The 26,317-nt window shown below is 43.9% G+C and carries 24 protein-coding genes and 2 pseudogenes; 11 read left to right on the forward strand and 15 right to left on the reverse strand.

Annotation, left to right across the window (positions count from 1 at the left end; all coding sequences use genetic code 11):
- Nucleotides 1-18: 18 nt before the first annotated feature.
- Nucleotides 19-1,578 (reverse strand): FMN-binding glutamate synthase family protein, encoded by a 1,560-nt coding sequence (locus QWT69_RS15045; RefSeq protein WP_317967002.1) that lies wholly within the window; start codon nt 1,576-1,578, stop codon nt 19-21.
- 84 nt (nt 1,579-1,662) lie between these two features.
- On the opposite strand from QWT69_RS15045, the gene nfsA reads away from it, so the two are divergent.
- The 3 genes from nfsA to QWT69_RS15060 all read left to right on the forward strand — a co-directional run bounded on the left by nfsA (nt 1,663) and on the right by QWT69_RS15060 (nt 4,018).
- Nucleotides 1,663-2,400 carry an oxygen-insensitive NADPH nitroreductase gene (gene nfsA / locus QWT69_RS15050; protein ID WP_317971123.1) on the forward strand — a complete coding sequence of 246 codons (738 nt, stop codon included), beginning with the start codon at nt 1,663-1,665 and terminating at the stop codon, nt 2,398-2,400.
- A gap of 111 nt (nt 2,401-2,511) precedes the next feature.
- A complete protein-coding gene (locus QWT69_RS15055) occupies nt 2,512-3,687 on the forward strand; it encodes a class I SAM-dependent methyltransferase (protein ID WP_317967004.1) in 1,176 nt (391 codons plus the stop codon).
- A gap of 4 nt (nt 3,688-3,691) precedes the next feature.
- A complete protein-coding gene (locus QWT69_RS15060; protein ID WP_317967006.1) occupies nt 3,692-4,018 on the forward strand; it encodes a nucleoside triphosphate pyrophosphohydrolase in 327 nt (108 codons plus the stop codon).
- A 61-nt stretch (nt 4,019-4,079) separates the two neighbouring features.
- Here the strand turns inward: QWT69_RS15060 and QWT69_RS15065 are convergent, their stop codons facing one another.
- Together QWT69_RS15065 and QWT69_RS15070 are read right to left on the reverse strand one after the other, a co-directional pair.
- The gene (locus tag QWT69_RS15065) at nt 4,080-4,643 is read right to left on the reverse strand and encodes an integrase (RefSeq protein ID WP_317967008.1); all 564 of its coding nucleotides are present in this window, start codon (nt 4,641-4,643) and stop codon (nt 4,080-4,082) included.
- Nucleotides 4,644-4,784: 141 nt separating this feature from the next.
- Nucleotides 4,785-5,441, reverse strand: a complete 657-nt coding sequence (locus QWT69_RS15070) for a Dph6-related ATP pyrophosphatase (RefSeq protein WP_317967010.1) — start codon at nt 5,439-5,441, stop codon at nt 4,785-4,787.
- A 143-nt stretch (nt 5,442-5,584) separates the two neighbouring features.
- On the opposite strand from QWT69_RS15070, the gene sigV reads away from it, so the two are divergent.
- Together sigV and rsiV are read left to right on the forward strand one after the other, a co-directional pair.
- On the forward strand, nt 5,585-6,082 hold the full coding sequence (sigV, locus tag QWT69_RS15075; protein ID WP_317967014.1) for an RNA polymerase sigma factor SigV: 498 nt from the start codon (nt 5,585-5,587) through the stop codon (nt 6,080-6,082).
- Nucleotides 6,079-6,951 carry an anti-sigma-V factor RsiV gene (gene rsiV / locus QWT69_RS15080; RefSeq protein WP_317967016.1) on the forward strand — a complete coding sequence of 291 codons (873 nt, stop codon included), beginning with the start codon at nt 6,079-6,081 and terminating at the stop codon, nt 6,949-6,951. Before sigV ends, rsiV begins: the two co-directional genes overlap by 4 nt.
- A 73-nt stretch (nt 6,952-7,024) precedes the next feature.
- Here the strand turns inward: rsiV and QWT69_RS15085 are convergent, their stop codons facing one another.
- The 7 genes from QWT69_RS15085 to floT form a co-directional block, all read right to left on the reverse strand.
- Nucleotides 7,025-7,555: a DinB family protein gene (locus QWT69_RS15085; RefSeq protein ID WP_317967018.1), complete on the reverse strand. Its 531-nt coding sequence runs from the start codon at nt 7,553-7,555 to the stop codon at nt 7,025-7,027.
- 384 nt (nt 7,556-7,939) lie between these two features.
- A complete protein-coding gene (locus QWT69_RS15090) occupies nt 7,940-8,440 on the reverse strand; it encodes a PCYCGC motif-containing (lipo)protein (RefSeq protein ID WP_317967020.1) in 501 nt (166 codons plus the stop codon).
- Between the two features lie 101 nt (nt 8,441-8,541).
- On the reverse strand, nt 8,542-9,924 hold the full coding sequence (gene fumC, locus QWT69_RS15095) for a class II fumarate hydratase (RefSeq protein WP_317971125.1): 1,383 nt from the start codon (nt 9,922-9,924) through the stop codon (nt 8,542-8,544).
- A gap of 104 nt (nt 9,925-10,028) precedes the next feature.
- Entirely contained in the window at nt 10,029-10,955 is a 927-nt protein-coding gene (locus QWT69_RS15100) for an HD-GYP domain-containing protein (RefSeq protein ID WP_317967022.1), read from the reverse strand.
- A 112-nt stretch (nt 10,956-11,067) separates the two neighbouring features.
- Nucleotides 11,068-12,339 carry an ABC transporter permease gene (locus QWT69_RS15105; RefSeq protein ID WP_317967024.1) on the reverse strand — a complete coding sequence of 424 codons (1,272 nt, stop codon included), beginning with the start codon at nt 12,337-12,339 and terminating at the stop codon, nt 11,068-11,070.
- Nucleotides 12,329-13,027, reverse strand: coding sequence for an ABC transporter ATP-binding protein (locus QWT69_RS15110; RefSeq protein WP_317967026.1), 699 nt, complete (start codon nt 13,025-13,027; stop codon nt 12,329-12,331). The genes QWT69_RS15105 and QWT69_RS15110 overlap by 11 nt, the downstream gene beginning before the upstream one ends.
- A gap of 597 nt (nt 13,028-13,624) precedes the next feature.
- The gene (gene floT, locus QWT69_RS15115) at nt 13,625-15,559 is read right to left on the reverse strand and encodes a flotillin lipid rafts scaffold protein FloT (RefSeq protein WP_317967028.1); all 1,935 of its coding nucleotides are present in this window, start codon (nt 15,557-15,559) and stop codon (nt 13,625-13,627) included.
- 165 nt (nt 15,560-15,724) lie between these two features.
- Between floT and QWT69_RS15120 the strand changes: the two are divergent.
- From QWT69_RS15120 to QWT69_RS15140, 5 genes and pseudogenes are all read left to right on the forward strand, one after another.
- Nucleotides 15,725-17,159: pseudogene (locus tag QWT69_RS15120) on the forward strand (IS6 family transposase).
- A 469-nt stretch (nt 17,160-17,628) separates the two neighbouring features.
- The gene (locus tag QWT69_RS15125) at nt 17,629-18,195 is read left to right on the forward strand and encodes a DUF47 domain-containing protein (protein ID WP_317967030.1); all 567 of its coding nucleotides are present in this window, start codon (nt 17,629-17,631) and stop codon (nt 18,193-18,195) included.
- Nucleotides 18,111-18,905, forward strand: a pseudogene (locus tag QWT69_RS15130) (inorganic phosphate transporter); the annotation flags it as partial. The gene QWT69_RS15125 and the pseudogene QWT69_RS15130, both read left to right, overlap by 85 nt.
- A gap of 164 nt (nt 18,906-19,069) precedes the next feature.
- Nucleotides 19,070-19,270: a cold-shock protein gene (locus tag QWT69_RS15135; RefSeq protein WP_060205704.1), complete on the forward strand. Its 201-nt coding sequence runs from the start codon at nt 19,070-19,072 to the stop codon at nt 19,268-19,270.
- A 192-nt stretch (nt 19,271-19,462) separates the two neighbouring features.
- Nucleotides 19,463-21,586, forward strand: coding sequence for an MMPL family transporter (locus tag QWT69_RS15140; RefSeq protein WP_317967033.1), 2,124 nt, complete (start codon nt 19,463-19,465; stop codon nt 21,584-21,586).
- Between the two features lie 65 nt (nt 21,587-21,651).
- Here the strand turns inward: QWT69_RS15140 and QWT69_RS15145 are convergent, their stop codons facing one another.
- From QWT69_RS15145 to QWT69_RS15160, 4 genes are all read right to left on the reverse strand, one after another.
- Nucleotides 21,652-21,783, reverse strand: coding sequence for a hypothetical protein (locus QWT69_RS15145; RefSeq protein ID WP_317967035.1), 132 nt, complete (start codon nt 21,781-21,783; stop codon nt 21,652-21,654).
- A complete protein-coding gene (locus tag QWT69_RS15150; RefSeq protein WP_317967037.1) occupies nt 21,780-22,268 on the reverse strand; it encodes a hypothetical protein in 489 nt (162 codons plus the stop codon). Before QWT69_RS15150 ends, QWT69_RS15145 begins: the two co-directional genes overlap by 4 nt.
- A gap of 44 nt (nt 22,269-22,312) precedes the next feature.
- Complete coding sequence (locus tag QWT69_RS15155; RefSeq protein WP_317971127.1) at nt 22,313-22,954, reverse strand: pentapeptide repeat-containing protein; 642 nt, start codon at nt 22,952-22,954, stop codon at nt 22,313-22,315.
- 518 nt (nt 22,955-23,472) lie between these two features.
- On the reverse strand, nt 23,473-24,336 hold the full coding sequence (locus QWT69_RS15160; protein ID WP_317967039.1) for a putative RNA methyltransferase: 864 nt from the start codon (nt 24,334-24,336) through the stop codon (nt 23,473-23,475).
- Nucleotides 24,337-24,462: 126 nt separating this feature from the next.
- On the opposite strand from QWT69_RS15160, the gene QWT69_RS15165 reads away from it, so the two are divergent.
- Nucleotides 24,463-25,593, forward strand: coding sequence for a CAP domain-containing protein (locus QWT69_RS15165; RefSeq protein ID WP_317967041.1), 1,131 nt, complete (start codon nt 24,463-24,465; stop codon nt 25,591-25,593).
- Nucleotides 25,594-25,638: 45 nt separating this feature from the next.
- Here the strand turns inward: QWT69_RS15165 and QWT69_RS15170 are convergent, their stop codons facing one another.
- Entirely contained in the window at nt 25,639-26,190 is a 552-nt protein-coding gene (locus QWT69_RS15170) for a superoxide dismutase family protein (protein WP_317967043.1), read from the reverse strand.
- Nucleotides 26,191-26,317: the final 127 nt, after the last annotated feature.

The following is a 26,317-nucleotide window of genomic DNA, read 5'->3' on the forward strand; positions in this document are numbered from 1 at the left end:
CCCATTTGCAGTAGTCCTTTATTCAATCGGGAAAACACGGCCTCTTTCATCTTTGTAAACAAGATGATGGCGCTCTAGCTTTGTTGGCGAGTCTAGTCCCGCAGCTGCTGCAATCCTGAATAGACCCTCGCGCATCGTCAAAATATAGTTCGTAACTCGGAATTTCTTTTCCTCAACCACTAAGCCCCTTTGCAAATGCTTGTCAGTTGTTGCAACACCTGCAGGACAATCATTCGTATGACAACGATGTGCCATAATACAGCCTACAGAAATCATGAAACCCCGGGCGATTTGGACAAGATCTGCGCCCATTGCAAGAGCCATCGCCGCTTTGTCAGGTGTTGTAATCTTACCTGATGCGATAATTTTCACTCGATCACGGACATTAAACTTCTTCAATGCGTCATCTAGCAGGATCAACGATGATTTCAGCGGTAACCCCACACTGTCCGCCAAATCCTGATACGTTGCACCCGAACCGCCTTCTGCTCCGTCAAGCGAAATAAAGTCAGGACCTTTTCCTGTTTCATGCATGAAGGAAGCAAGTTCCTCTGCATCTTGCTGTCCGCCAATTACCACTTTGATGCCGACAGGTTTCCCGCCATGGTCACGGATCTTTTCGATAAAATCGAACAATGTAGGATAGTCCGTGAACTGTTTGAAACGGTTTGGACTATTGATCGTCGTATAAGGGACGACGTTTCGGATTTTCGCAATTTCTTCCGTCACTTTTTCACCTTCGACATGACCACCTCGCATTTTAGCACCTTGAGCAAGCTTGATTTCGAATGCTTTCACTTGTGGAATTTCCGCTTTTTCACGTAATCGTTCCCAGCTGAATTCGCCTTCCTCCGTACGGAATCCGAATAAACCTGAACCGATTTGGGCGATGATATGAGCATCCCCCGCCAGATGATGCGGCGATAATCCCCCTTCACCGGTGTTCATCCATGCTTCACGTGCCATACCAATTCCTTTGGACAATGCAGTGATGGCATTTTCGCCAAGCGCCCCGTAACTCATACCCGATTGTCCTAACAGACTTCGTGCATGAAATGGATGCTCACAATTTGGACCGATAACAATCGCATCCTCTTCAGGCAACAACCAAGGTAATGCAGGAATTTCTTCGCGATGCTCCTTGCGGGAAAACAAACCATCTTCATCTACTCGATAGCGCATTGTATTGACCAATGTCTCATTATCTACACGCATCTCTTCATTCTGTTTCGTGAACATGGAATTACGTATATAATAGCCAGGCTCTTCAAAGTCGCGTTTGGAACCGAAGCCGATCACATTGCTCAAATATTTTCCAGGCATGACCATATGTAAATATTCTTGCCGATTGAACGGTTCGCCTTTATTGTCATCATCGAACAAATACTGACGAAACTCCGGTCCTGTCTTTTCAAGCATATAGCGCATTCTCCCTAGGATCGGATAATTCCTAAGAATCGCATGCTGTTTTTGCCGTTTATCATAGAAATATAGAAAAACTGCCGCCGTTATCGGAATAATGACCAAAAATAATACAATAAGTGTTGTCGTTATAGAAATACTTTCTAACCAACTCATATCTGCACCTCTTTTCTTAGCGTTATCGGTAGTGTAACATGGATATATTCACTTTTTATAAAATTACGAAACAAAATTAGGAGGATTCATATGGTCATAGAGTTATTGAAATCACATGCATCTGTCAGGGACTACAAAAATATACCTTTATCAAGAGAAGATGTAGCGGAGTTGGTCAACGCTGGACAGCACGCAGCGAGCTCGAACTTTGTCCAAGCCTACTCAGTCATTCATGTTACAGACGCGCAAAAGCGGCAGCAACTTGCAGAACTCGCTAAAAATCCGCGACAAATCCTTTCAGCAGGTGCTGTGCTCGTGTTCTGTGCAGATTTCTGTCGTTTGGACAAAGCAGCTGAAATTCACGGGAAACAAATTGATTACTCACATGCGGAAAGTACGCTAGTTGCAACTGTCGATGTCGCACTCTTCGCTCAGAACGTTGCTGTCGCAGCCGAATCCAAAGGCTACGGAATCTGTTACATTGGCGGTGTGCGCAATGCTCCGCTTGAAATCAGCGAACTGTTCAGTTTGCCGGAAGGTGTTGCTCCGATGTTCGCGATGTCAATCGGCGTGCCAGACGAAGCCAATGAAGTGAAACCGAGATTACCGGTTGAAGCGATCATCCATGAAAATGGGTATGATGCCTCGAAATACGATGATATCCTTCCTACTTACGATGAAACGATGAGTGCCTATTACCGTTCACGCGGAACCAATCAAAAGGATACGGTCTGGTCTGAACAAATGGCAGATTTCCTTGCACAACCGAGACGGACTTATATGAAAGAGTTCCTGTCAAAGCGCGGTTTCACATTTAACTAATTACACCATACTGAGAAGGATCAGTTATTGCGGAGTGTCGAAAGCACACCTTTACTGATCCTTTTTGGTATGGTTATACATATATACTTGTCTGAAAAGAGGTTGGACACTATGCAATTTGAAGAACTAATCGATACGCTTGTGCAACGTTTTAATGAAGGGTCGTTCATCCAAGCGACAATTAGCCAGCCGCGCTATAAATCCAGTGAACTCGTAAAGGTAAAGCTAAAGCCCGTACAGCTGAAAAATGAAATCCATATACAATTTGAATATCACTACGAACGTATTTTGAAACATGAAAATGTCAAATTGACGGAAGTCCGTGCTGCCTTGCAGCAACAACTGGAGCAGTTCAAGCAAATGCAAGCGGAATTCACTGCTGAAAAAGTGCATATCCAATTGACGAAAAAATTTAAAGTTTCCTGGAAAGCAGAGAAAACAGCAACGAAGAAAACAGCTGATCTATCGCATAACCGAAAAAAGAATTATTTATTGGATGATGAAACACCTTATCCTTTCCTTATCCGGCTTGGTGTACAAACGCCTGACGGCAAAGTCAAAAAGCAGAAGTATGACAAGTTCCGTCAGATTAATCGGTTTGTCGAATACATCGATGATGCCCTTGCACACTTACCCAAAGATCGTCCAGTGCGTATATTGGATTTCGGCTCAGGTAAATCCTATTTGACGTTCGCGCTTTATCATTATTTGCATCTTGAAAAAGGTTTAGATATCCGTGTGACAGGTCTTGACCTGAAGAAGGAAGTCATCGAAGAGTGCAACGTGATTGCAAAGGATTTAGAGTATGACCAACTTGAATTCCTCGTCGGTGACATCAATGACTATAATGAGGAAACAGCTGTCGACATGGTCGTTACACTTCACGCTTGTGATGTCGCGACGGATATGGCACTTGCGAGAGCGGTCAAATGGGGTGCAAAAGTCATCTTGAGTGTTCCTTGCTGCCAACATGAGCTATTCTCACAAATCGACTCACCTGCTCTTGATGTCATGTTGCAACACGGCCTACTAAAAGAACGCTTTTCTGCACTTGCAACAGATTCCATACGCGCAGAACTACTATCTATTGTCGGCTATGATGCACAGTTGCTTGAGTTCATCGATATGGAGCACACACCGAAGAATATTCTGATCCGTGCCTATTACACAGGAAAGAAACCGACCGCGGAGAACATGGTGAAGTATGAAGCGTTCCGAGATTTGTTAAATGCGAAACCGTTTCTCGAGACGGAACTAGAAGAAGCGGGCTATCTTGTAAGGAGCTGAGCCAATGCCAATTTACAATAAACTCGTACGCGATCTCATTCCTCAAATTATCGAGCGATCGGGACAATTATGTACGACAAGGGTTTTAAATGACGAGGAATACAGTACTGAGCTCAGCATGAAAATGCATGAAGAGCTTGCGGAGTATGAATCAGCTGAATCGGCCGATGATGCACTTGAAGAGTTAGCGGACCTGCTCGAACTGATTCATGCAGCCACCATTCTTCATGGATCTTCCATCTCTGAACTGGAGAAAATCCGTCAGCAGAAGGCAGCGAAACGCGGTGGCTTTGAAGAGCGCATTTTCTTAATCGATGTGGAAGACGCTTAAAACTGTAATTTCCCCAACAATAAAACGCCTCCTGCATGGACGGCGTTTTATTGTTATAATTTCACGTCAATAGCGGGACATCAGCTGCTGCGGTCGACTTGACTAGGTGTTCGTACAGCTTGAGATCTGCGTGCAGTAAAGCTTCATACGTTGCCATGCTGTGTGCTTTCACTGTTTCAAAGCAGTTCCAGTCAACGACTTGAAAGAAACGGTTCAACATTTCTGCATTATTCCACGCCGTTTTCTCAAAGAGGATATCCGATTCATGCTCTTCCAGCAACATCTCTATATAAGGCAAATCGGTTGCCTTCTTTCCGGTTATAACGAGCTGCTTCACTTCATATCGTTCGGTTGCGAGGTCCAATGATGCTAGAAGAGCTTCGCGATCCAACGCGTGACCTAGTTCATGAAGGGTTAAAACCTCGACATACGTCTTCAACGGCATCTGTTCCGATAATTCTGCACAAGCCGCTTGCACACGTTCACAATCCACAAGCACTTCATCCTTGATGAAATCATACATCATATTAACTCCCGTACGTTCATGCTTCAGTTTCACATCCATATGTACATCGCGAATCGTCGACGTGATAATCTCAGTTATATCTTGTCTAGTTGCGTTCATTCTTTTCCCCTGACTATCTATAAATTACTTTCTCTAGGTACAGCACTTCTCTTATTATATAAAAATAGAATATAATTTGCCATGGGTTTTGAGTATTTATTTGTTATTTTGAAGAACACTAGATGGCGCTAAGTAACTCGTTTACGTTTCAAGCGCTACATCCATGAACACGTACCCATCTCGTTCATGCTGCCCATTGAACGTTAACGGAATACGAGTTTTAAAAATTGGGCCGTCCACGACAACGGTATGGAATTCTCCGGACTCACCGCACGAATCAATCCCTAATGTTTCAAGCTCATCCATGAGTTCAATTGTAAATTTACGTCCAATGAACGCGGCTGGCATCATTTTTGTATTCACGACAATGATGTACGCTTCAAATCCTTCATTCACAAATTCCTCGAGCAACTTGCGGCGCGGTTCCATCCATAACGGGTGGATGGCTTTCATGCCTACTTTTGCACAAGCTGTTCTAACCCAAGTAAGATGGTCTTCCAAATCGATATCGCCGAACACACCGTTCGGAATACCTGCTTCGAAACACTCTTTCATAGCACCGAGGAACTGTCCTTCGTAACTGTTCCAATCCGCACCTCGTATGATAAGAGGTACCCCTAAACTATTTGCTTGGGCTTCAATGATTTCAAGTGGCAATGCATGCGATTTTGACCTCTTTTCATCTTCTTCAAACATCGTCAAGAGCCGTTCAGGTACGCCACCGTTCAGTTTAGCGCGATAATAGGCTAGTGCGGAATCTTTGCCACCACTCCAGGAAGCAACAAATTGTTCACTCATGCTGCAACACGTCCTTTATACTGATTGCTATGAGTATAACATAGATATTTTTTTCACATTCAAACTATTTCCGCGGACCGTCCGTCTGTATTAGTGAGACGCTATCGCGAGACGTCAATTATTGAGAAGGTGACCTGATTGTCATGACAAAAGATGAAAAGTTCGAACAGGTTGAAAAATTTATTGTTGAAAACCAGCACGCTCACTACCGACTAGCGTTCAGTTATGTGAAAAACAAGGAGAATGCACTTGATATTATTCAAGACGCCATCCTTAAGGCATTGCGCTCCATCGATGGGTTGCAGGAAGTAAAATATATGAAAACATGGTTTTACCGAATCCTTGTGAATACGGCTATTGATTTTATCCGCAAGCATCAGCGAGTGTCGATTATGCCCGATGAGATTCTAGATATCCATCTGCCTCCTTCTGAGAATGAAGTGCATGATTTCGATTTACAAGAAGCGGTAGATAAATTGTCCCCTACGTATAAAACCATCATATTATTACGTTTTTTTGAAGATATGAAGATTGATGAAATTGCCGAAATTACCGGTGATAATGTCAATACCGTAAAAACCCGTTTATATGCAGCTTTACGTAAATTGCGTGTCGAAATGGGAGAGGAGAAAACTATATGAGCAAAATGAATAAGTTGAAGAGGGATTATGAAAAGATTGAAATTCCGCCGGAACTTGAAAGCGTTGTTAACGATGCCATTCGGCGATCAAAACCAAAACGTACTAAACGCCCTGTTTTCCGTAACTGGATGATTGGTACGGCGGCGGCATCTGCGATTTTCGTCGGAAGCCTTAATGCCAGTCCTTCTTTTGCACAGGCGATGGGCAAACTGCCTGTTCTTGGTTCGATTGTGCAAGTGTTGACGGTTAATGAAATCGTGTTTGAAGAAGAGAAGTTTTCTGCGAATCTGTCTTCGCCTGCAATTACCGGTTTGGGCGATGCGGATTTACAAGCGGCGCTGAATGAAAAGTATGCGGAAGAGAATAAGGTTCTGTTCGACCTGTTTAAGGCGGATATGGAAGAGTTGGAAAAAGCGGGTGGCGGCTATCTTGGAGTGGACGCGGGATATGAAATTATGACGGATACGGATCGCATCCTATCCATCGGTCGTTATCAAGCAAATACAGTCGGTTCTTCATCGACGACTTTTTCATACGATACGATTGATAAGGTTAATAATGTTTTGATTACGTTGCCTAGCCTATTCCGGGATGAAACGTACATTTCTGCCATTAGTGACTATATAGCCGGTGAGATTGAACGCCAGATGGCAGAGGATAGAGATATTGTTTACTTTACAGAGGAAGATTTGGGCGAAGGGTTCTCAGCGATTGATGCCAATCAGCAATTTTATATTACGGCTGCTGGAAAACTGGTCATCTCGTTCGATAAATATGAAATCGCGCCTGGTTCTATGGGAATGATTACATTCGAGATTCCAACGGAAGTTGTGAAAGATTTGTTAGTTAGCGATCTCTATATTAAATAAGACTAGATCCCGTACATAGCGTACGGGATTTTTTGTGCAAGAAAATCCCCTCGACGTTTGTCGAAGGGATCATTTAGCGGACGACACGGGATTGCTGTGGTGTATCGTCATTTATAAGTAATTCTTCAATTGTTTTCTTCAATCGCTTTAAATGGCATTTTTCATATTGCCCAACGAATGGAAACCACTGATACAGCGGAATCAATCCAAGATTTGGATGCTCGAATGATTTCTGTTTGAGTGTGTCTTTACAGCTCGCGTCATACACATCAAGTAGATAAATCCGTGAGTTGTGCAGCTCCACTTTCAGTTCAGAAATCGTTTTATACGTGTCTGAAGGAAGCGTCTCCTTCGGCATGCCGCCTTTGACCATCGGACTATCCGGAAGAATCAGGTACCTTTTCGCCGCTTTTCGGCTTGTAGGATTCTTCAATTCTTTTGAAACTTTTAATGCTATATATGTTTCCATTAATGTCAGGTGTTCCAGAATCTGCTTTGGGGACCACCCGCCTGTAGACGGTACTTTGTTGAATTCGTCATCAGTCAGCCCATCAATAGCCAGATAAATCTTTCTCCGGATTTTGTTGTTCCCCTCGAAAACCATAACATCTCTCCTTCTATGTCCGAACCACATACGGATTATTCCTTTTCACTCACACAGTCTACTCTCTTTCTCTTGAAAGTTAAAGGTCTATGCACATATTCAGAAAAGTAAATTGACGGAGTGGTGCTTAGTCGCTTGGTTGAGCGGTTTCGGGACTGGGTTGAGCGGTTTTCCAGCTAGGTTGAGCGGTTTTTCAGCTATGTTGAGCGGTTTCAGCACTGGGTTGAGCTGTTTTCAAGCTAGGTTGAGCGGTTTCGGCTTCAAGTTGAGCGGTTATGGTCTAAGCTTTCCTTCGCGGGTCGATTCGATTTGCTAGGGGGCTTTCATGCCGCGATTATCCTAAAAAAGAAGCTGCTCTCACAATCTAAGAGCAGCTTCCTATTATTAGGCAGGCATCGGTGTATCTGTCGGCTTCGCATATCCTTCACTGTATGTCTCGTCAATGATGTTACGAATTTCCTTCAGTGATTTACCTTCTTGTTTCAGTTGGACGGATTTTACTGCAATCTCTAGGCAGACGAGGCAACGTGTGCCATGGTCGTCCCAAACGACTGAACCGTCTTCACGAATTTCATCAACGAAGCAGTTCAAGTTGCTGCCGTGCCCAGCGCTTTCACCACATCCGCAGTAGCAAGGCATGTACGTCAGAATGTCATCCGCTTTAGCGGCAATCTGATAGACAAGTTGCATATCTTCGGGTTTGTCTGCTAAAAACTTCGGCAGTTCGGATACAGATGCCGTCACTTCCTGTAAGTCACCGTTTGGCAGATGCGTTTCGTGTCCGACCGCCATGTCTTCATGATGCTCGGCAACTTGCGCTTTGCTTCCGCATGCTGAAAGAACAAGTACGAGGATGAGCAATATCGGCATTAAGCTTTTTTTCATTTACTTCTACTCCCCTACTATATAATTGTTCTTCCATTGTATCGGAGATTCATGGCGAGTTGGGTTACAGATTTGTGGACAATGCAATTCAATAAAGGAACTTACTTTCCGATCATTTTCGAAGGGTCGACGTATTCATCGAATTGCGCTTCTGTTAATAAACCCGTTTTCAATGCTGCTTCTTTTAATGTTGTGCCTTCTTTGTGTGCAGCTTTTGCAATTTTCGCCGCATTTTCATAGCCGATATGAGGATTCAATGCCGTGACAAGCATTAGCGAATTTTTCACTTTGTTATCGATTTCCTCGCGGTTTGGTTCAAAGCCGACTGCACAATTATCGTTGAAGCTGATCATGCCTTCTGCAAGCAATTTCGCACTCTGCAGGAAGTTATAGATGATGACCGGTTTAAATACATTCAGTTCAAAGTTCCCTTGGCTTGCAGAGAATCCGATTGTCGCGTCATTCCCCATTACTTGGGCAACAACCATCGTCAGTGCTTCACTTTGCGTAGGATTTACCTTACCTGGCATAATTGAGCTGCCGGGTTCGTTTTCAGGAATCGTGATTTCACCAATCCCTGAACGCGGGCCGCTCGCTAACCATCTAACATCGTTCGCGATTTTCATCAAATCTGCCGCTAACGCTTTCATCGCTCCATGTGTATAGACGACTTCATCATAGCTTGTGAGTGCGTGGAATTTATTGTCGGCGGATGTGAATGCAATCCCTACAGACTTGGAGATTTCTTCGGCCACTTTTTCTCCGAATCCTTTAGGCGCGTTTAGGCCTGTTCCAACTGCTGTGCCACCAATGGCTAGTTCTTTCATTGATTGGACGCTGTCGTTCAGCATCTTTTCTGTTTTCTCAAGCATGCGGTGCCAGCCACTAATTTCTTGACCAAGTGTCAGTGGTGTTGCATCTTGCAAATGCGTACGGCCGATTTTGATAATGTCCATAAATGCTTCGGATTTATTGCCAAGTGTTTCTTTTAGTTTTTGAAGTGCTGGCAATAGTTCGCGTTCCACAGCGATTACGCCTGAGACGTGTAAAGCCGTTGGGAATGTATCGTTTGAACTTTGTGATTTGTTGACATCATCGTTCGGGTGCAAACGTTCTTCCTCGCCCCATTCTTCTAGAAGCTGGTTACCGCGGTTTGCAAGTACTTCATTCATATTCATGTTCGATTGTGTACCGCTGCCCGTTTGCCAAACGACAAGTGGGAATTGGTCATCCCATTTGCCTTCAAGCACTTCATCAGCAGCTGCCGAGATTGCTTTCATCTTTACTTCAGATAAGTTTCCGAATGAGTGGCTCGCGATAGCGGCCGACTTTTTCAAATGAGCAAATGCTTGAATAACGCCGAGGGGAATGTGTTCTCCACCGATTTTAAAGTTCTGCTTACTCCGCTGTGTTTGTGCACCCCATAATTTATCCGCTGGGACTTTAATTTCTCCAAATGTGTCATGCTCGATACGATAGTCCATCATTTCTCCGCCTTTCTTAATCGAAATAAAAGAAAACTCCTGCTTCTATCATGCACCTTTTTGAGATTGAAATAAAATAAAATGACCCGGTTTCCCGAGTCTGTTCAATCAAACTTATTTTCTTGTAGGCATTTGATAAAATTATCCACTGCTGCAGGATGAAATTGTGTGCCTTTCCCCTTTTTCAACTCATAGATTGCTTCTTCAGGCGACATGGCTTCCTTGTACACTCGTTCCGTCGTCATAGCATCATAGGCATCGACAACTGACACGATTGCTGCTTCAATCGAAATTTCATCGCCTTTTAAACCAAAGGGATAGCCTTTTCCATCGTATCGTTCGTGATGCTGTTCGATGATGAAAGCAACATCTTCTAACCATTCGATTTTATGCGCCCGTAAAATATCCGCACCTTTAATCGAATGCGTCTTCATAATTGTCCATTCCTCAGGTGTGAGTTTGCCGGGTTTATTCAAAATTTCAAGCGGGATTGCGAGTTTGCCGATATCATGTAAATAGGCGCCCCAACGGAGCAGTTTCAAATTTTCGCTAGGCTGATTGAACTTTTTCCATACTTCAATGGCGTATTTACGGATTCGATCGCAATGGTGGTACGTATACCCATCGACGCGTGCGACTGCTTCCATTTCTTCTTGCAGAGATTGCATTTCAAAAAAATTGCGCTCATAGAAACAGGCATCCATATTCAACAGTACTTTCGCATCTGTTATTGCGTAAAAAGTGATGAGCTTATTGTATATGGATGCATCGATCGTCTCTCCGACTTTCAAAGCCCATCTTTGGTTATCATACTCGATTTCAACTTTGCCATCGAGTATCGTATACAGTTCGGATTTGCTGTGACTTATGTTATATTGCGCACAAAAAGATCCTTCTTTATTCAGATTAAAGTGTGCTTCAGCCAACCCACCTTTTCTTCCTAACAAAGTGATTGTGCCTGAGGTCAATTGTAAAATCGGATGATTTCCTTCTATGATTGTGCTTGTGTTGTGTAAAATTGTAGGTCCCATAGATATCCTCCGTCAGCCAAATTGCGACTGAATTCTCCGTTTTTTTTAAGTATAACTGAAATCGGAGTAGATCTCTACCTATTTTTAGAATTAACAGAATAATAAATCCATCTTATAATTCTTGCCTTAACGCCTGAATAACATCGATTTTCGTCGCTTTACGGGCAGGACGCCATCCTGAAATCATGGCGACTGATAGACTGATTGCTGATGCGATAATGACGAGCTGCCATGGGATTACAGAGAATGTGACGTTCAAATCACCAAGTTCCTCTTCGCCGAGTGCTGCGGTTACGATAATCGGCAATACAAGATTGGCGATAAAACTGACACCGTAGGAAATGACAACCGCTATTATTGTCCCGATAATTCCAATCCATGCACTTTCCATTAAAAATAGTCGTTGAATTAATTTCGGGCTCGCTCCTAATGCCTTCATGACACCGATTTCTCGTGTCCTTTCCGTTACAGCCATTGTCATCGTGTTGAAAATGCCGATAGATGCGATCAAAATCGCAATTGTCCCGACGAAGACAAGCCCCGCCTTGAATGCCAGGAAGAAGACGTCCATCTGTTCAAGTTGGTCCGCGATGGAATAGACTGAGTACCCTTCATTTTTCAATGCTTTGCTAACGGTTGTCACGTTTTCCAGTTTGTCCGCGTATACATTGACGTTTCCGTAGAACAATTGACTGTTCTCTTCATCCACATATGATTCGAATATCGGATTTAATGCTGATATTATTGATGCATCTGCATACATATTGAAGTCTTGGAGCCAATCTTTTGCAGGTTCTTTTGCAATCCCGACGATGGTAAATGTCGTTTCTTCAGGAAACATGTCTGGTTCCTCATACAGCCCCATTTTGTACGTGAGCTGTTTTCCAATCAATGAACCTTTATAGTTCGTAAGTTCATCTTCAGTTTCTTTTGCATTTTGAATAAACAATATTTCCGCAAAATCACTTCCGACCACTACTTCACTGGAGTTTTCAGGTAATCTACCTTCTTTCAATTCGAACCCGACCTTCTTTTCTTCATCGAATTCCGTAACGATTAAACTATTTTCTCCCGTAAATTCGTCCAATGTTGTTTCCTGTTGGATACTAACAGACTGTCGGTAAACGACCGCTTTCACATGTTCACGTTTTTTCAGTTCTTCCACATGTTTTTGGTCCATTTCTTCGCCATACACTTCGATCTGGTTGACCATACGGTTATCGAGAATTTCACTGCGCATCGTATCGTGAATACCGAATCCAACTGATGCGAGGACGATTAAAAAAGCAGTTCCCATTGTCGCGGCCAGAATTGTCATGAACACACGAAGTTTGTTCTTTTTAATATGTTGCGTTACAAAATCGAGTTGATCTTTAAATTGCATGATACGCACCTCTTTCGGTTAGTTCACCATCATGCATACGATAAATACGATCCGCCGTCTCCGCTACAGTATCGTCATGCGTAATGATAATGAATGTAATCCCGCGTGTTTGATTAAGAGATTGGATGAGCAACAGAATATCCTGTTCCGTTTCAGAATCAAGACTACCCGTAGGCTCGTCCGCGAAAATAATGGGTGGATCTGTAACAAGCGCCCTTGCGATGCTGACCCGTTGTTGCTGGCCGCCTGACAATTCATTTGGATAATGATTTTGAACATCCGTCAGACCTACGTGTTGAAGCAGATCCGTCACCTTTTTCCTGCGAACATGCTTGTTTTCACCTTTTAGTTTCAATGGCAATTCGATATTTTCAAAAGCCGTCAAACCCGGCATGAGCTGGAAATTCTGAAAGATGAATCCGAAGTGCGTCAGACGAAATTGCGAGCTTTCCACTTCATTAAAGTTAGACGTCTTTACATTACCGATTTGAATCGTGCCAGTGTCTGGTTTCAAAAAGCCCGCCATAATATGCAATAACGTTGATTTCCCAGATCCACTGCGACCGACAATCGAGACAATTTCCCCTTCCTCAACCGAAAAAGATAGCCCTTTGAGTACCGGTACCTCCTTCTCTTTGCCTTTCTTTCCTATTTTGAATGCATGCGATAATTCCTGAACTTGTATCATACGTTCCCCTCCAACTTAGTCACTCGCTCCAGTCTACTCGCCGAATCTTAAGAGGTAGTAAGGGAAAATATGAAGATATTCTTAAGATGCAATGAAAGAAGGTGGATTGGTGTGAGAGGTTGAGTGGTTTCCAAGACAACTTGAGCGGTTTTCGTAGGAGGTTGAGCGGATTGCACGCTAACTTGAGCGGTTCTTGTAGGAGGTTGAGCGGTTTCCAAGACAACTTGAGCGGATCTTGTAGGAGGTTGAGCGGATTACAAGCTAACTTGAGCGGTTCTTATAGGAAGTTGAGCGGTTTCCAAGACAACTTGAGCGGTTCTCGTAGGAGGTTGAGCGGATTGCACGCTAACTTGAGCGGTTCTTGTAGGAGGTTGAGCGGATTACAAGCTAACTTGAGCGGTTCTCCCGGGAGGTTGAGCGGATTCAATTACTCGGGCGCGGTAGGCAGTATTTAGCCATACTATACCCTCTCGCGCCTAATGGTCTTTGACAAATTAAGGTTCTACTATACATCCACTTCCCTATTGCCTCATACACCCATACGAAAAGACAAAAACACCCGGCCGCCAAAATGGACCGGGTGTGAAATTCAGTTATTTACTCTTCGTCTTCTTCCTGCTTCGATTCAATCGCAGTCGGTTTTTGTGCGCGAGGTGCTTCTGACTGGTTGTCGAAACTTTGGCCGAAGTTGTTTTTGCCGACAAAGCTTTCCATCATTTCTTTCACGTCAATGCCAGAAGATGCTTTCAACGTTTCCTGCAAAGTGGACATCAAGTTTGTTGCATACGAAGTCACTTTATTGGCTCCGCCGCCTTCACCGCTACCTGTGTCAACAACTGTAATTTTGTCGATGTTGGACAGTGGGCTTGCGATTTCCTTCGCATATTCAGGAATCATGCGAACGATCATATCAAGGACAGCTGCCTGGCCGTAATATTCGAATGCTTCTGCAATTTTACGTTTTGCTTCAGCTTCTGCAAGACCTTTCAAACGGATAACATCAGCTTCTGATTCACCTTGCGCACGTTGTGAATCAGCTCTCGCCGTACCGTCAAGACGGATTTTCTCAGCCTCAGCAGCAGCACGTGCTTCGATACGGTATTTCTCTGCTTCCGCTTCAGCCATTTGACGGGACTTGTCAGCAGCTGCATTTTGCTCGATTGCGTACCGGTCAGCATCGGCTTTCTTCTTAACTTCGGAATCATACTGCTTCTCACGGCGCAGAATCTCTTTCTCTTCCAATTCAATTTGCTTTTGACGCTCGATAATTTTAACTTGCATCTCTTGCTCCGTGACTTCCTGTTTCGCACGGGCAGATTCTAATTCATACGCCTGGTCCGCGCGCGCTTTTGCAACGTCTTGCTCGCGACGGTAATCCGCCACTTTCAACTGATTCTCTTTTTCTGCTTCCGCGATTTCAGTCGCACGCTCGATTTCAGCCTTCTGTGCTTCCTTCGATGCTTCGGCGTTCTTGATGCGTGTTTCTTTTTCTGCTTCCGCAGTCGCAATGTCTGCATCTCGTTTCACTTGCGCGATACGTGGTTTACCTAGTGAGTCCAAGTAACCGTTCTTATCACGGACATCTTTAATCGTGAATGAAACGATAATCAATCCCATTTTTGCAAGATCCTGCGAAGCGACACGTTGCACTTCCTGAGAGAACTTATCACGGTTCTTATAAATCTCTTCCACTGTCATGGAACCAAGGATGGAGCGCAGATGGCCTTCCAGTACTTCTTTCGCTTCATTTTCGCGGTCGGCTTTCGATTTACCTAAAAACTGCTCCGCTGCTGTCGCGATTTCAGGAATTGATCCTCCAATCTTAATGATTGCAGTTCCGTCGGCCATAACTGGAACGCCCTGTTCTGTATAGACTTCCGGTGTTGTCACTTCCAATTTACTTGAAAGCAAGCTCAATGGCTGTGCTTGTTGGAATACTGGGAATACGAATGTACCACCACCACGGATGATTTTGACGCGATTGCCCGAGTCATCCGTATGTACGTTTTTACTTCCTAAATAACTGCCTGTTACAATAAGTGCTTCATCGGGACCAACTGTCTTATACTTCGAAACGTAAACGATCTCTTGGTTTTCGTAACCTGCTGCTCTTTTCGATATGATCCCGTTCACCGTGGAGATAACGATTTCGCCAAATCCGTCTGCCGGTATTGGAACAATCACTTTACCTACTTGCCCTGCAAGCGATTCGTCCGTATACGCGAGCGACACTTCCGCAGACTTCAATGGAAGGAGTACGAAGAAATAAAGAAGGAAGTCCAATCCGACCGCAATGACGATGGCTAAGATAATGATCAGTGTATGACTTAAATCAGTCGTCAACTCCATGATGTACCCGACAGCTGAAGTAAATGTGATGAAAGCTAAGATGACCGCTGGATCGAGTATCGGACTTGCTTCCCCAATCCCTTCCGCAATATCACTGAAAAACAAATACAGAACCGTCGCCAGACCTGAGATGACCAACACCGTCAAATAAACATTGAGGACCGGCATTCCGAACAATTCCATCTTCTCACCTCTCCTTCCCTTACGTTATTGTCAAAACTTCTATAGTAAAAAGCTAATAAATCCTTATAGATTATGGGTTTCAATAAAAAAAACTTGCCACCCTCCTAAATTCTACGGATAATTGAGGTTACCAGACACCCAACATCCAGAATAGGAAGTGACAAGTTGTACCCTCAATTATTAGCTTATTTACTTCAATATATCAAGTACCAGCACACAATTATTATTACGTTACTTACGGTAGTGCTTGGAAAGGCCGTCGGGAGTGTGCGGCCGATGAGCCTGTAGACAAGCCTTATCGAAAACTTCAGATTGATGAGCTTCCCGTTCTGGAGAAACTCGAGAAGCTGTCCTTTCAGGACTTATTGGATGATTATTTTAAAGCCCATGGGAAGTCTCTAAAACCCGTCCAGCGACGAAAGAATGCCAAATCGAGCGTTCCTGAAAAGCTGTGCTGTCCGCGGTGTAGTGCTCCATCCAGCTACCTGTATGCGAACAACGGAGACAAAGGGCAATTCCAATGTAAAGTCTGCGGATGCCTCTTTAATAAACAAAGCCGGTATCTGAAGGAAGCCATCCTCAAATGTCCCCACTGCTTAAAAACACTTGAAAAAGTAAAAGAACGAAAGGACTTCGACGTTTTCAAATGTAAGAACAATGACTGTTCCTATTACCAAAAGAAGTTGCGCCCAAATGACACAAGCAGAAAAGAAACGATTCAAGGAAGATCCCCAGGCCTTCAAAGTTCGGTATATTTACCGTCAGTTTCAATTCGATTTCAAACCGATGGCAGATGCGTCCCCGGTTCAACCTAAGGTGGATCTCTCCAGGATCTATGTGTCTTCACACAACACTCGGGCTCATTCTTACGTACCACGTAAACTATGGCATCTCCGCACGGAAGACCGCAGCGCTGATGAGAGACGTTCATAACGTGCATATTTCTCATCAAAGTGTGCTGAACTACATGAACAGTGTTGCGTTGACGGTGAAGCCTTTTGTGGATAATTTCCGTACGAGTTGTCTGATCAGTTCTGTGGGGATGAAACCTACATCCGTGTAAACGGGCGCTGGCATTACATCTTCTTCTTTTTCGATGCCGCTAAGAAGGTCATCCTGTCCTATCGGACTTCACCGAATCGGACACCTTTCAGCGATTCGCGCCCTGGATGATATGTTCAGGAAGATGAAGACCATTCCAGAGAACTTGAACATCGTGGTGGACGGAAACCCTATCTACCTGTTGGCCCAACAATTCTTTGCGCAACACGATATCCATTTTGATGTGACACGTGTAATCGGGCTGACAAACGAAGACCCTGTGTCAACTGAATATCGTCCATTGAAGCAAATCATCGAGCGTTTGAACCGGACATTTAAAGGGAACTACCGCGCCACCCATGGCTTTGGTTCCGAAGATGGATCGGTTTCTCACGTGACGCTGTTTGTCGCGTACTTCAACTTTCTCCGTCCTCATTCATCCTTGGAAGGCCGGGTACCTGTGATTGTCCCAGAATTGAAGGAAATGCCTCACATGCCCGCTCGATGGACGAAACTGATTGAACTATCGCAACAGTGGCTGACCGAGAATGCCAGCTGACTTTTTGTTTAGCTGAGCTTTTGGGAACATCGTGAATCGAGCAATCGGCGAAGCGAACTCTTGACAAACCGAACGGAGAAAAAGGTTAAAATTGGTTAAAGTCAAGGGCTATTTGTCATGTCTTCTTTTTGTCCCCCTTCGCCCTTGGTGCACACTACGCAACCTTTTTCGACTGTTTGTCAAGAGCGATTGCGGTACATGGCCGACGACTTACTGTAGTGCGAGTCGCGAATTTGAGTTTCATAGAAATTTTGACACTACCTCCCTTACATGAATTCTACTATATATACGGTTGAGTTTGCAGTAAGTTTCAAAAACTTCAAAATAAATGACTGAAATTTGTTTTTAATCCTCCTTCATCAACACATTAAATTTCACGCACAAGAATCCTTAAAACTATACTTATTCCGACAAATATTTGCTATGATAGGACTACTGAAAATTCCCGGAAACGGATGGAGGTCCAAAGATGTTTAGTCCACGAAAAACCGATCCATTTTTCACAGCTCTTTTGGCGATTGCAGAACACGTACAAGCAGCCGTGCATTATGCAGATGACTATAAAGTGACGTCTGTAGCTGATTTAAAAGAAGTAAGCATTCGTCTTAAAAAATATGAAACAGACGGCGACGATATGATTCACGAGCTCATCACAAAGCTAAACACGTCATTCATGACGCCGATTGAACGAGAAGATATTTTGCAACTCGCGATCAAAATGGATGATATCCTTGACGGGATTGAGCATTTTGCGGCCAATCTTGAAATGTTCTCCCTTACAGACATCGATGAATATATCCAGAAGTTCATGGAGAACATCAGAAAAAGCACGGACGAAATCGTCAAAGCCATGCAACTACTGGCAAGAAAAAAACTTGTGCAGATGCGTGAACATGCCGTCCTAATCAAAGAGTATGAACGGATTTGCGATGAAGTACTTCGTACATCTAAAAAGACATCGTTGACCCTTTCGCTTTGGAAAACGGATCTCTTCTCATCCTGGCAGCACTTATTTCCGCAATCGCTTGGAACTTAATCACTTGGTATTTTGGGATTCCGTCCAGTTCGTCACATGCGCTAATCGGTTCAATTGCAGGCGCTGCCATTTCTGCCGCCGGATTCGGAATTTTGAACTACAGCGGATTCATCAAAATCATGCAAGCCCTCCTCATTTCGCCATTCATCGCGATTGCCGGAGGATTTCTCATGATGTCGCTGTTTAAAGTTCTCCTCAAGAATCGTAATCTATTCAAAGCGAATAAACGCATTCGCATCTTGCAAATCGGTACCGCTGCCCTGCAATCATTCACACACGGTACGAATGACGCTCAAAAAGCGATGGGGATTATTACGATGGCGTTGATCGCCGCCGAGTTACAGACCGGCGACGACATCCAACTATGGGTGCGTATTGCTGCAGCAACGGCAATGGGACTCGGAACTTCGATCGGTGGTTATAAGATTATCAAAACCGTCGGTGGTAAAATCATGAAAATCCGCCCTGTCAATGGAGCTGCCGCCGATTTAAGTTCAGCGATGATTATCTTCGGTGCAACACTAATCCACCTTCCAGTCAGTACAACACATGTCATTTCGTCCGCTATCATGGGTGTTGGTTCAGCACAACGTGTAAAAGGCGTCAAATGGGGTGTCGCTAAAAAGATTGTTCTGACATGGATTATTACGATGCCGATTTCAGCTGCTTTCGCCGCCATTGTTTATCAATTGTTGAACTTATTCCTCTAATTGAAATCCTTTTTCTTGCATTGTAATATTACTTCTGTTATGATAAAGGAGAATTATTTTTGTTCGACATGCATGATGGTCTCGATTTAATGCTAGACCGCTTCAAGACTTGAGCAAGGATAGTAACATTGTGTGGAACACATCCACACTAGGAGGAAATAAACATGGAACAAGGTAAAGTAAAATGGTTTAACGCAGAAAAAGGTTATGGCTTCATCGAACGTGAAGATGGCGACGACGTATTCGTACACTTCTCCGCAATCCAAGGCGACGGATTTAAAACACTTGAAGAAGGCCAAGACGTGACTTTCGAAATCGAACAAGGTCAACGTGGACTTCAAGCTACTAACGTTGAAAAAAACTAATTTAAATTAACCTTTCAAAACCACTTCTTTCGAGAAGTGGTTTTTTTCTATCTTTTTTAGGGAAAACGCGAACTTCCAGCTCTTGATCATATCCTCCCTCCCGCGTACAAAACCGTTCTCCATGAAGTAAGACATTCTTCTACAATTCAGCTATGATAAGAGAATAGATGAAACTTCTGGGAGGACGATGATATGCGTACATTGGCGCGGTTTGTTACAAATTATTATAAATCCATTATCTTTGCCTGGGCCGCCCTGTTTATCGTGATGGCCATTTTAGCTATCCGGTTACCGGGACAGCTAGAAGGTGATGGATTCCGGATGGATGCAGAACACGAAAAAGTGATGAAGATTGCATCAGAGACATTCGATCTACCTGCTGAAACAATGTTTATCGTATTCGACAATGTGAAGGATGACAAAATCTCCACCACGTTGGATAAAGTTGAAAAGCTAAATTTAACTTCGGAAATCGTATCCCCTCTTGATAACACGGAGCAGTATACGGAAGAAGTATCCTACGCAATGTTGCATTTCGACAATGTGGAGCGTGACATGTCGGCTGTGGTAACAGATATCCGCGAGAAAATCGGAGACGAGAATGGAATCGTCTTAACTGGGCAATCCGCTTTCACAAAAGACATTAACGCAGCTAGTCAGCGTGATTTGATGAAAGCGGAAGCGATTGGTTTACCCATTGCGATCATTGTCTTGCTATTCGCTTTCGGTACAATCATGGCGTCGATGGTACCCTTGATCGTTGGTGTGACGACAATTGCGACGACATTCGGTATTTTATCTCTTATCGGGGGACAGATGGATCTGGCGATTTTCGTATTGAATATCGTTCCGATGCTAGGACTCGCACTGAGTATCGACTTCTCATTGCTGTTCATCAGCAGATATCGGGAAGAGCGGTTAAAAAGTGATGTGTTGGAGGCCGCAGCAACAACTATTCAGACAGCCGGCCGATCGGTTATTTTCTCTGCTTTTTGTGTATTCATCGGTCTTGGGGCAATGTTCCTTATCCAAGTCGAGATTTTCCAAAATATCGCACTCGGTGGCATGATTGTTGTTGCCATGGCTGTACTCAGTTCAGTCACGTTGCTCCCAGCAATTTTAATAGCACTCGGTGACCGTCTGAATAAAGGACGAATCATCAAAGTGAAGGAGACAGGTTCGGACAAATGGAGAAAATTCGCAAATGCCGTCATTAAGCGACCTATACTCATTACAATCGGTGCTTTTATTCTCCTTGGAATCGCTGTCATTCCTGTGAAAAATATGGATTTGACGATTCCGCAAATCGATTCATTGCCGCTTTCATATGATTCACGAGCTTCTTATGAGCTTATGGATGACACTTTTGGATTGGGCGACCAATCGAGTGTATATATTGTTGCGAATCGTCCAGGGGGTTGGTCAGACGGAGATGGTTTGCGAGATTTACAAGCGTTGCAGGAAGATTTGGTCGCTGATTCGTTAGTCGATGATGTGACGACAATTTTCACGGCAAGTGGCGTATCTTCCGCTGAAGAGTGGGAGCAGGCAATGCAAGTGCCCGACATGCAGGCGCAACTTGAACCGCTACTCGATGCATTTGTGAAGGACAATCAATTGTTGATTCCTGTGACTCTTAATGCGAAAGGTTCGACAGACGAAGCTCAACAATGGTCACGTGATTGGTCGGCAAATGCTGATTGGAACTTGCTTGTCGGTGGGGAACCAAAGTTCAACCAGGAAATTTTTGATGAAATCTTCGATAATATTGTGTATGTATTATTGGTTATTTTAATTTCAACGTTTATCATTCTCATGATTGCGTTCCGATCAATCTTGATTCCTTTCAAAGCTATTGTCATGAATATCGTTGGATTGTCAGCGACATTTGGGATTCTCGTGTACATTTTCCAATACGGCCATTTCGGATTGCATCCAGGAACAATCGCTTTAATTATTCCAGTTATCGTTTTCAGTCTAGTATTCGGCTTGAGTATGGACTATGAAGTGTTCCTCATTTCACGTATGCAGGAAGAATACGCGAAGACATTCGATAATGATTACGCGACCGTCGAAGGGCTTGCAACGACGAGTAAAATCATTACGTCCGCCGCGTTAATCATGATTGTGCTCACTGGAGCTTTCGCATTTACGGACGTCATGCCCGTCAAACAAATCGGTGTTGGTATAGCGATTGCAGTTGCCATTGATGCAACCATTATCCGGTTGTTGCTTGTACCGAGTTTGATGAAATTGTTCGGCAAGTGGAATTGGTGGCTGCCTTTTGGGAAGGGCACATATAAAGCAGATAAATAAGTAAAACTAACTAAATAAAAGCGCCTGACTCAATGGAAATATCCATTACGTCAGGCGCTTTTTCATTAATCTACAATAACGGTTGTCGTTTCATCAGGTGAGTCCTTATCAAATTCGGCCATCATCGTGAAATAAATGGCTGCTGAAATAGCAATAACGAATAGGACGAGCCCGATAACAAGCGTTCTTCCATTCACTCGGCTTCACCCCCGTTTTTGACAAGTTTGAAGTTCTCTTCTTTCAAATAAGTGATTGCTTCACTATAATCACCAAAGCTTTCCTCCAAGTTAGGACCGTGATAGATGTTAAAGAATTGGTCTTCTTCGACTAACTTCAAGTTATGGCCATCCTCGTTCGCCCATAATTCTTCGCGGATTTCAGCTTCTGTTTCATCTTCTTCGTCATCTGTCGACAAGTAACGGATTGCATCTAGAATCGTCTTTTTCAATTCTTCTTCAGATGCTTCTCGGATATTGACAAGTCCACGATCATCGGGTTCGTATCCTTCAATGCCTTCAACATATACAAACCCATTTCCATTTGGATGAAGATGCTGAACGACGACCGTCTTTTCATATAAGCTGTCTTCAAAATGGTAGTTAACCCGCTTCATTGAAACTTCTTTGCGTGTCAGTCCAGGAATCGTTTCGATGATTTGTTGTTTTTGCTCAAATGTAAGCATAATTTTGCCACTCTTTCTATATCAATTGTGTGTTTAGTATACCATCATTCTTCATTCACCGTTAAACCAAGCATACGCGCAAATCCGATGGCTTGTTCATTAGAAACGACACACCCTACAATTTTGCTTAGCGAAACTTCGATACGGTCATATGTATTATCCGACAGATCAACGCCGTTCAGATCTGTTTCCGAGAAGTTCGCATTATGCAGTTTGCATTTTTTGAAACGAACCGGCTTGAAGGTACATTCGTAGAAGTCACTATCTTCAATACTCGAGTTCGCAAATTCTACTTCCTTCATGCTCGCGAAATTGAAATTCGAATAACGCACATCACAATCGTCAATAAGCATATGTCCGATAGTAGAATTGGACAGATCGGCTCCCGTCAATTTAGAGTTAACAATTTCACATCGATGCAGCATCGCTTTCTCCAAATGAACATTAGAGAAATCACAGCGCTCAAATCGGCAATCGACGAACTCCATCCCGCGCCAATTACCCGATGCAAACGACACATCCTTAAACAAGCAATTATCGAAAACTAGCCGTTCATCTTCCGCATCCGGCATTACTCCACCTTCAATACGCACTTGTTCAATAAACCCTTCCCTACTCCAAATATCCCCCGGCCGAATCAGCTGAAGATCCGCCGATAGCTTCGGCTTCTGGCGCTTATCTTTCACTTTCGTCAATGCATTCTCCCCCTATCTCGTTTTCCATTCAATAATAATGACAAGCACGATGACGACAATAAACGCCAACAGATAAAACCAATTTGGAACCGAACTAATTCCACTGAACATGCAACGAACCCCCTTTTTCCGAATAAAGCATAGCGAAAAATTCGGGTATAGCCGCTTCTCTCCCTATAACGTTTCGATACAACGCGGCTACTTTTCGATACGCGACGGCTATGTTTCGTTGCGCGTTCTACGTTTCGTTACGAAGCCGTTACGTTTCGTTACGACGCAGCTACTTTTCGATACGCGACAGCTACGTTTCGTTGCGCGTTCTACGTTTCGTTGCGAAGCCGTTACGTTTCGATACGACGCAGCTACGTTTCGTTGCGCGCTCTACGTCGTGCTATCCACCGCTTGTGCGGACTTTATCACCGCTTCTCGACCTGTTATCACCGCTTACTCGCACTTTATCACCGCTTGCAGACAAGTTATCACCACTCGCCCATGTTATCCCTATAAACCTACCGTCTAATACCCCAAATGACACGCAAGTCAATCGTTATCTCCCGAATCCCTATGCGCAACGCTTCCTCAATCTTCTCTTCACTCGCACCCCACGTTAGTGGAGTCATATGGATAAGTGGAACGAGAAGTCCTTCGGGCAATTCAAATGTATACGTCACTCGCTCCGATTGAACGTCATCAAAGTGTTCCGCAAACCGGCCGACCGGGTCTGACTCTTCTTTTTGCGGCTTGCCTTCATAGAACACTTCCCGCAACTCTTTTAAATAGCCACTTTCCGGGACGACTTTCAATACAGTACCACCTGGTTTCAGAAGTCTAGTGAACTCCGCAAAATTGGCTGGTGACAATACGTTCAGGATGACATCGATCTGTTCATCTCGAAACGGCATCGCTGCAAGATCCGCCACGCTCCAGACGAAACCTGGATAGTTTTTTGACGCAGCCACAATTCCTTCCTTCGCGAGGTCGATGCCGATACCGACAATTCGGGATTCCAATTGTGCATGAATCGTGGATAAATGCGTGCCTTCCCCGCAACCTGCATCCAGTACAACGGGGTTGTCCACATCTACAATTTGTTGCTTTATTAAATGAAAAAGTTTTTGAATCACTGGCGCAAAAAAGCCACTACTCATTACAGCCGTACGTGCTTCAAATAGTGACTTATCATACTTCGTCATATGGGCTTGCGGTGCCAAATTGACGTAGCCACTCTTCGCTAAGTCGAATGAGTGCCCGTTCTCACATACAAGACTCGCCTGATCTGCCATCTGCATCGATGCCGAACAGATTGGACAGCTGAAGAGCCCCGCATTCCTTTCCATCACTTTCACGTTTTGCATCTTCTTAGATAGCTTCATAACATAACCCCGATCCCTTATTGTTCTTCTAGTATACCGTCTTTTCGTACGCACTTAAACTATCGATAGTTTACACTGTATCTATCGCCACTTCTCCGGGTACAATAGTAGAAAGGAGATGATCGTTTGAAACGTATTTTTCTATTTATCATTCTCATAGTTGGTGTCTATATCGCAAAACCTTTATGGGAAGAGCCTGTTTCAAAGTACGTCGACCTCTCCTTCCTGAATCCAGTAGACGAAAAAATAAATTCCATCCTGAATAAAGAATCCGTTACATCCGCAATGAGTTCCATTCGAGATACGGTTAATGACGTCACTGTCTTCATCACATCGAAGTCGTCAGGAGTGGAACGGATTCTGCCTGACAAAGTCGACAAACCGGACTTGATGAAACCCGATCACTCCGCTATTTCCATTCATAATATTGAACTTGGCGCAACCGAAGCCGAAGTGAAAGCGGAACTTGGCGAATCAAAAAACCGCACCTTGAATGATTACGGGACAGAGTGGGTCACTTATCATGAAGATTACCAAAACTTCATCATGGTCTCGTTTGATGAAAAACGGGAAGTGAATGCACTGTATACAAATGATGACCTTATTACTTCAAAAGCAGGAATTCACTACGGCAGCACGAAGGAAGAAGTCCGAAACGCATACGGCACTCCTCTGAAAGAGATACGCAAAGGGTTCGGCATTTACATCCTTCAGGATAATGAAGGGATGGATCTCTTTAAGACAGGCGACAGCTATACGTATGTCTTTTATGATATACATGAAGGCACTACAGTGACGGCCATTCAGATTGTCACGCATGCACTTGAACACCAGAAATCCGGAATGTACGCAGCAGGAGATGCGTCTTTGCGCAACGGATTTGAACAGCAACTGTTCGATTTGACGAACGCCGCCCGTGTTCGGCATGGACGCTCGATTTTGCGTTGGAATGATGCGATTTCTGAAACCGCTCGAAAACATAGTGTAGATATGGCCATTAATAATTATTTCAGCCATGATAACTTGAAAGGGCAGTCGCCATTTGACCGGATGAAAGTAGATTCCATTAAGTATCGCAGAGCTGGCGAGAATTTAGCGTATGGCCAGTCCAGCAGCATTTTTGCGCATGAAGGACTGATGAATTCGAAAGGCCATCGAGACAATATTTTAATTGAAGATTATAGTCATCTTGGCATTGGTGTCGCGTTCAACGAGGAATTCCAGCCTTATTATACGGAAAACTTCTTTTTGCAATAAAAAAAACGGCTCGCGCTTAATTTTGGCGCAGGCCGTTTTTTCTATTCATTTTCCGATTGCCGCACATGCGACTCGATTCCCAGAATCTCCAGCAGGATCCGTTTTGTAATCATCCGCCTTTTCATGAATGACGATTGCTGTTCCGCCTTCTTTCACGATGGAGTTTTCAAGGCCCGGTTTCAACGTGACTTCAGACGTCGTCAGCTTCATGGACAACTTGCCGTATTCATCTACTTCGATATTCGGTAAATCTCCGAGATGAAAGCCTTTTGGATTGTCAAAGCCGTGTTCTTTTCCGGTCGGGTTAAAATGTCCCCCTGCAGATTTAAAATCGGGTGGAGAACACGTACCTGTTTCATGGATATGGATGCCATGCACACCTGGCGCCAAATCTTGCGCTTCCACATGGATACTAACCCCTTCCGGTTCCTGTACAAGCGACACTTCTCCAATCGGTTCCCCTTTCGTATCGATGAGCGGTGCCACAATCGCTTTCACCTGTTCTCCACTGACAGGCATTTTCTTATCTTTCTTGCCGCAACCTGCAATGACAAGCACGACACTTATTGCCATCAGGATGATTAGCTTTTTCTTCATGAACGATTCCTCCTCCAATTTCACTCTTGCCAAGTTTGCCCATACGGCTAGGAATTATGTATGGGAATATTCTCCACTCCAGCAGTAAGAAATTACGAGCGAGAAACTCATACAAAAACCCCGCTAT

This window comes from Sporosarcina oncorhynchi (assembly GCF_033304615.1).
GTDB classification, from domain to species: domain Bacteria; phylum Bacillota; class Bacilli; order Bacillales_A; family Planococcaceae; genus Sporosarcina; species Sporosarcina oncorhynchi.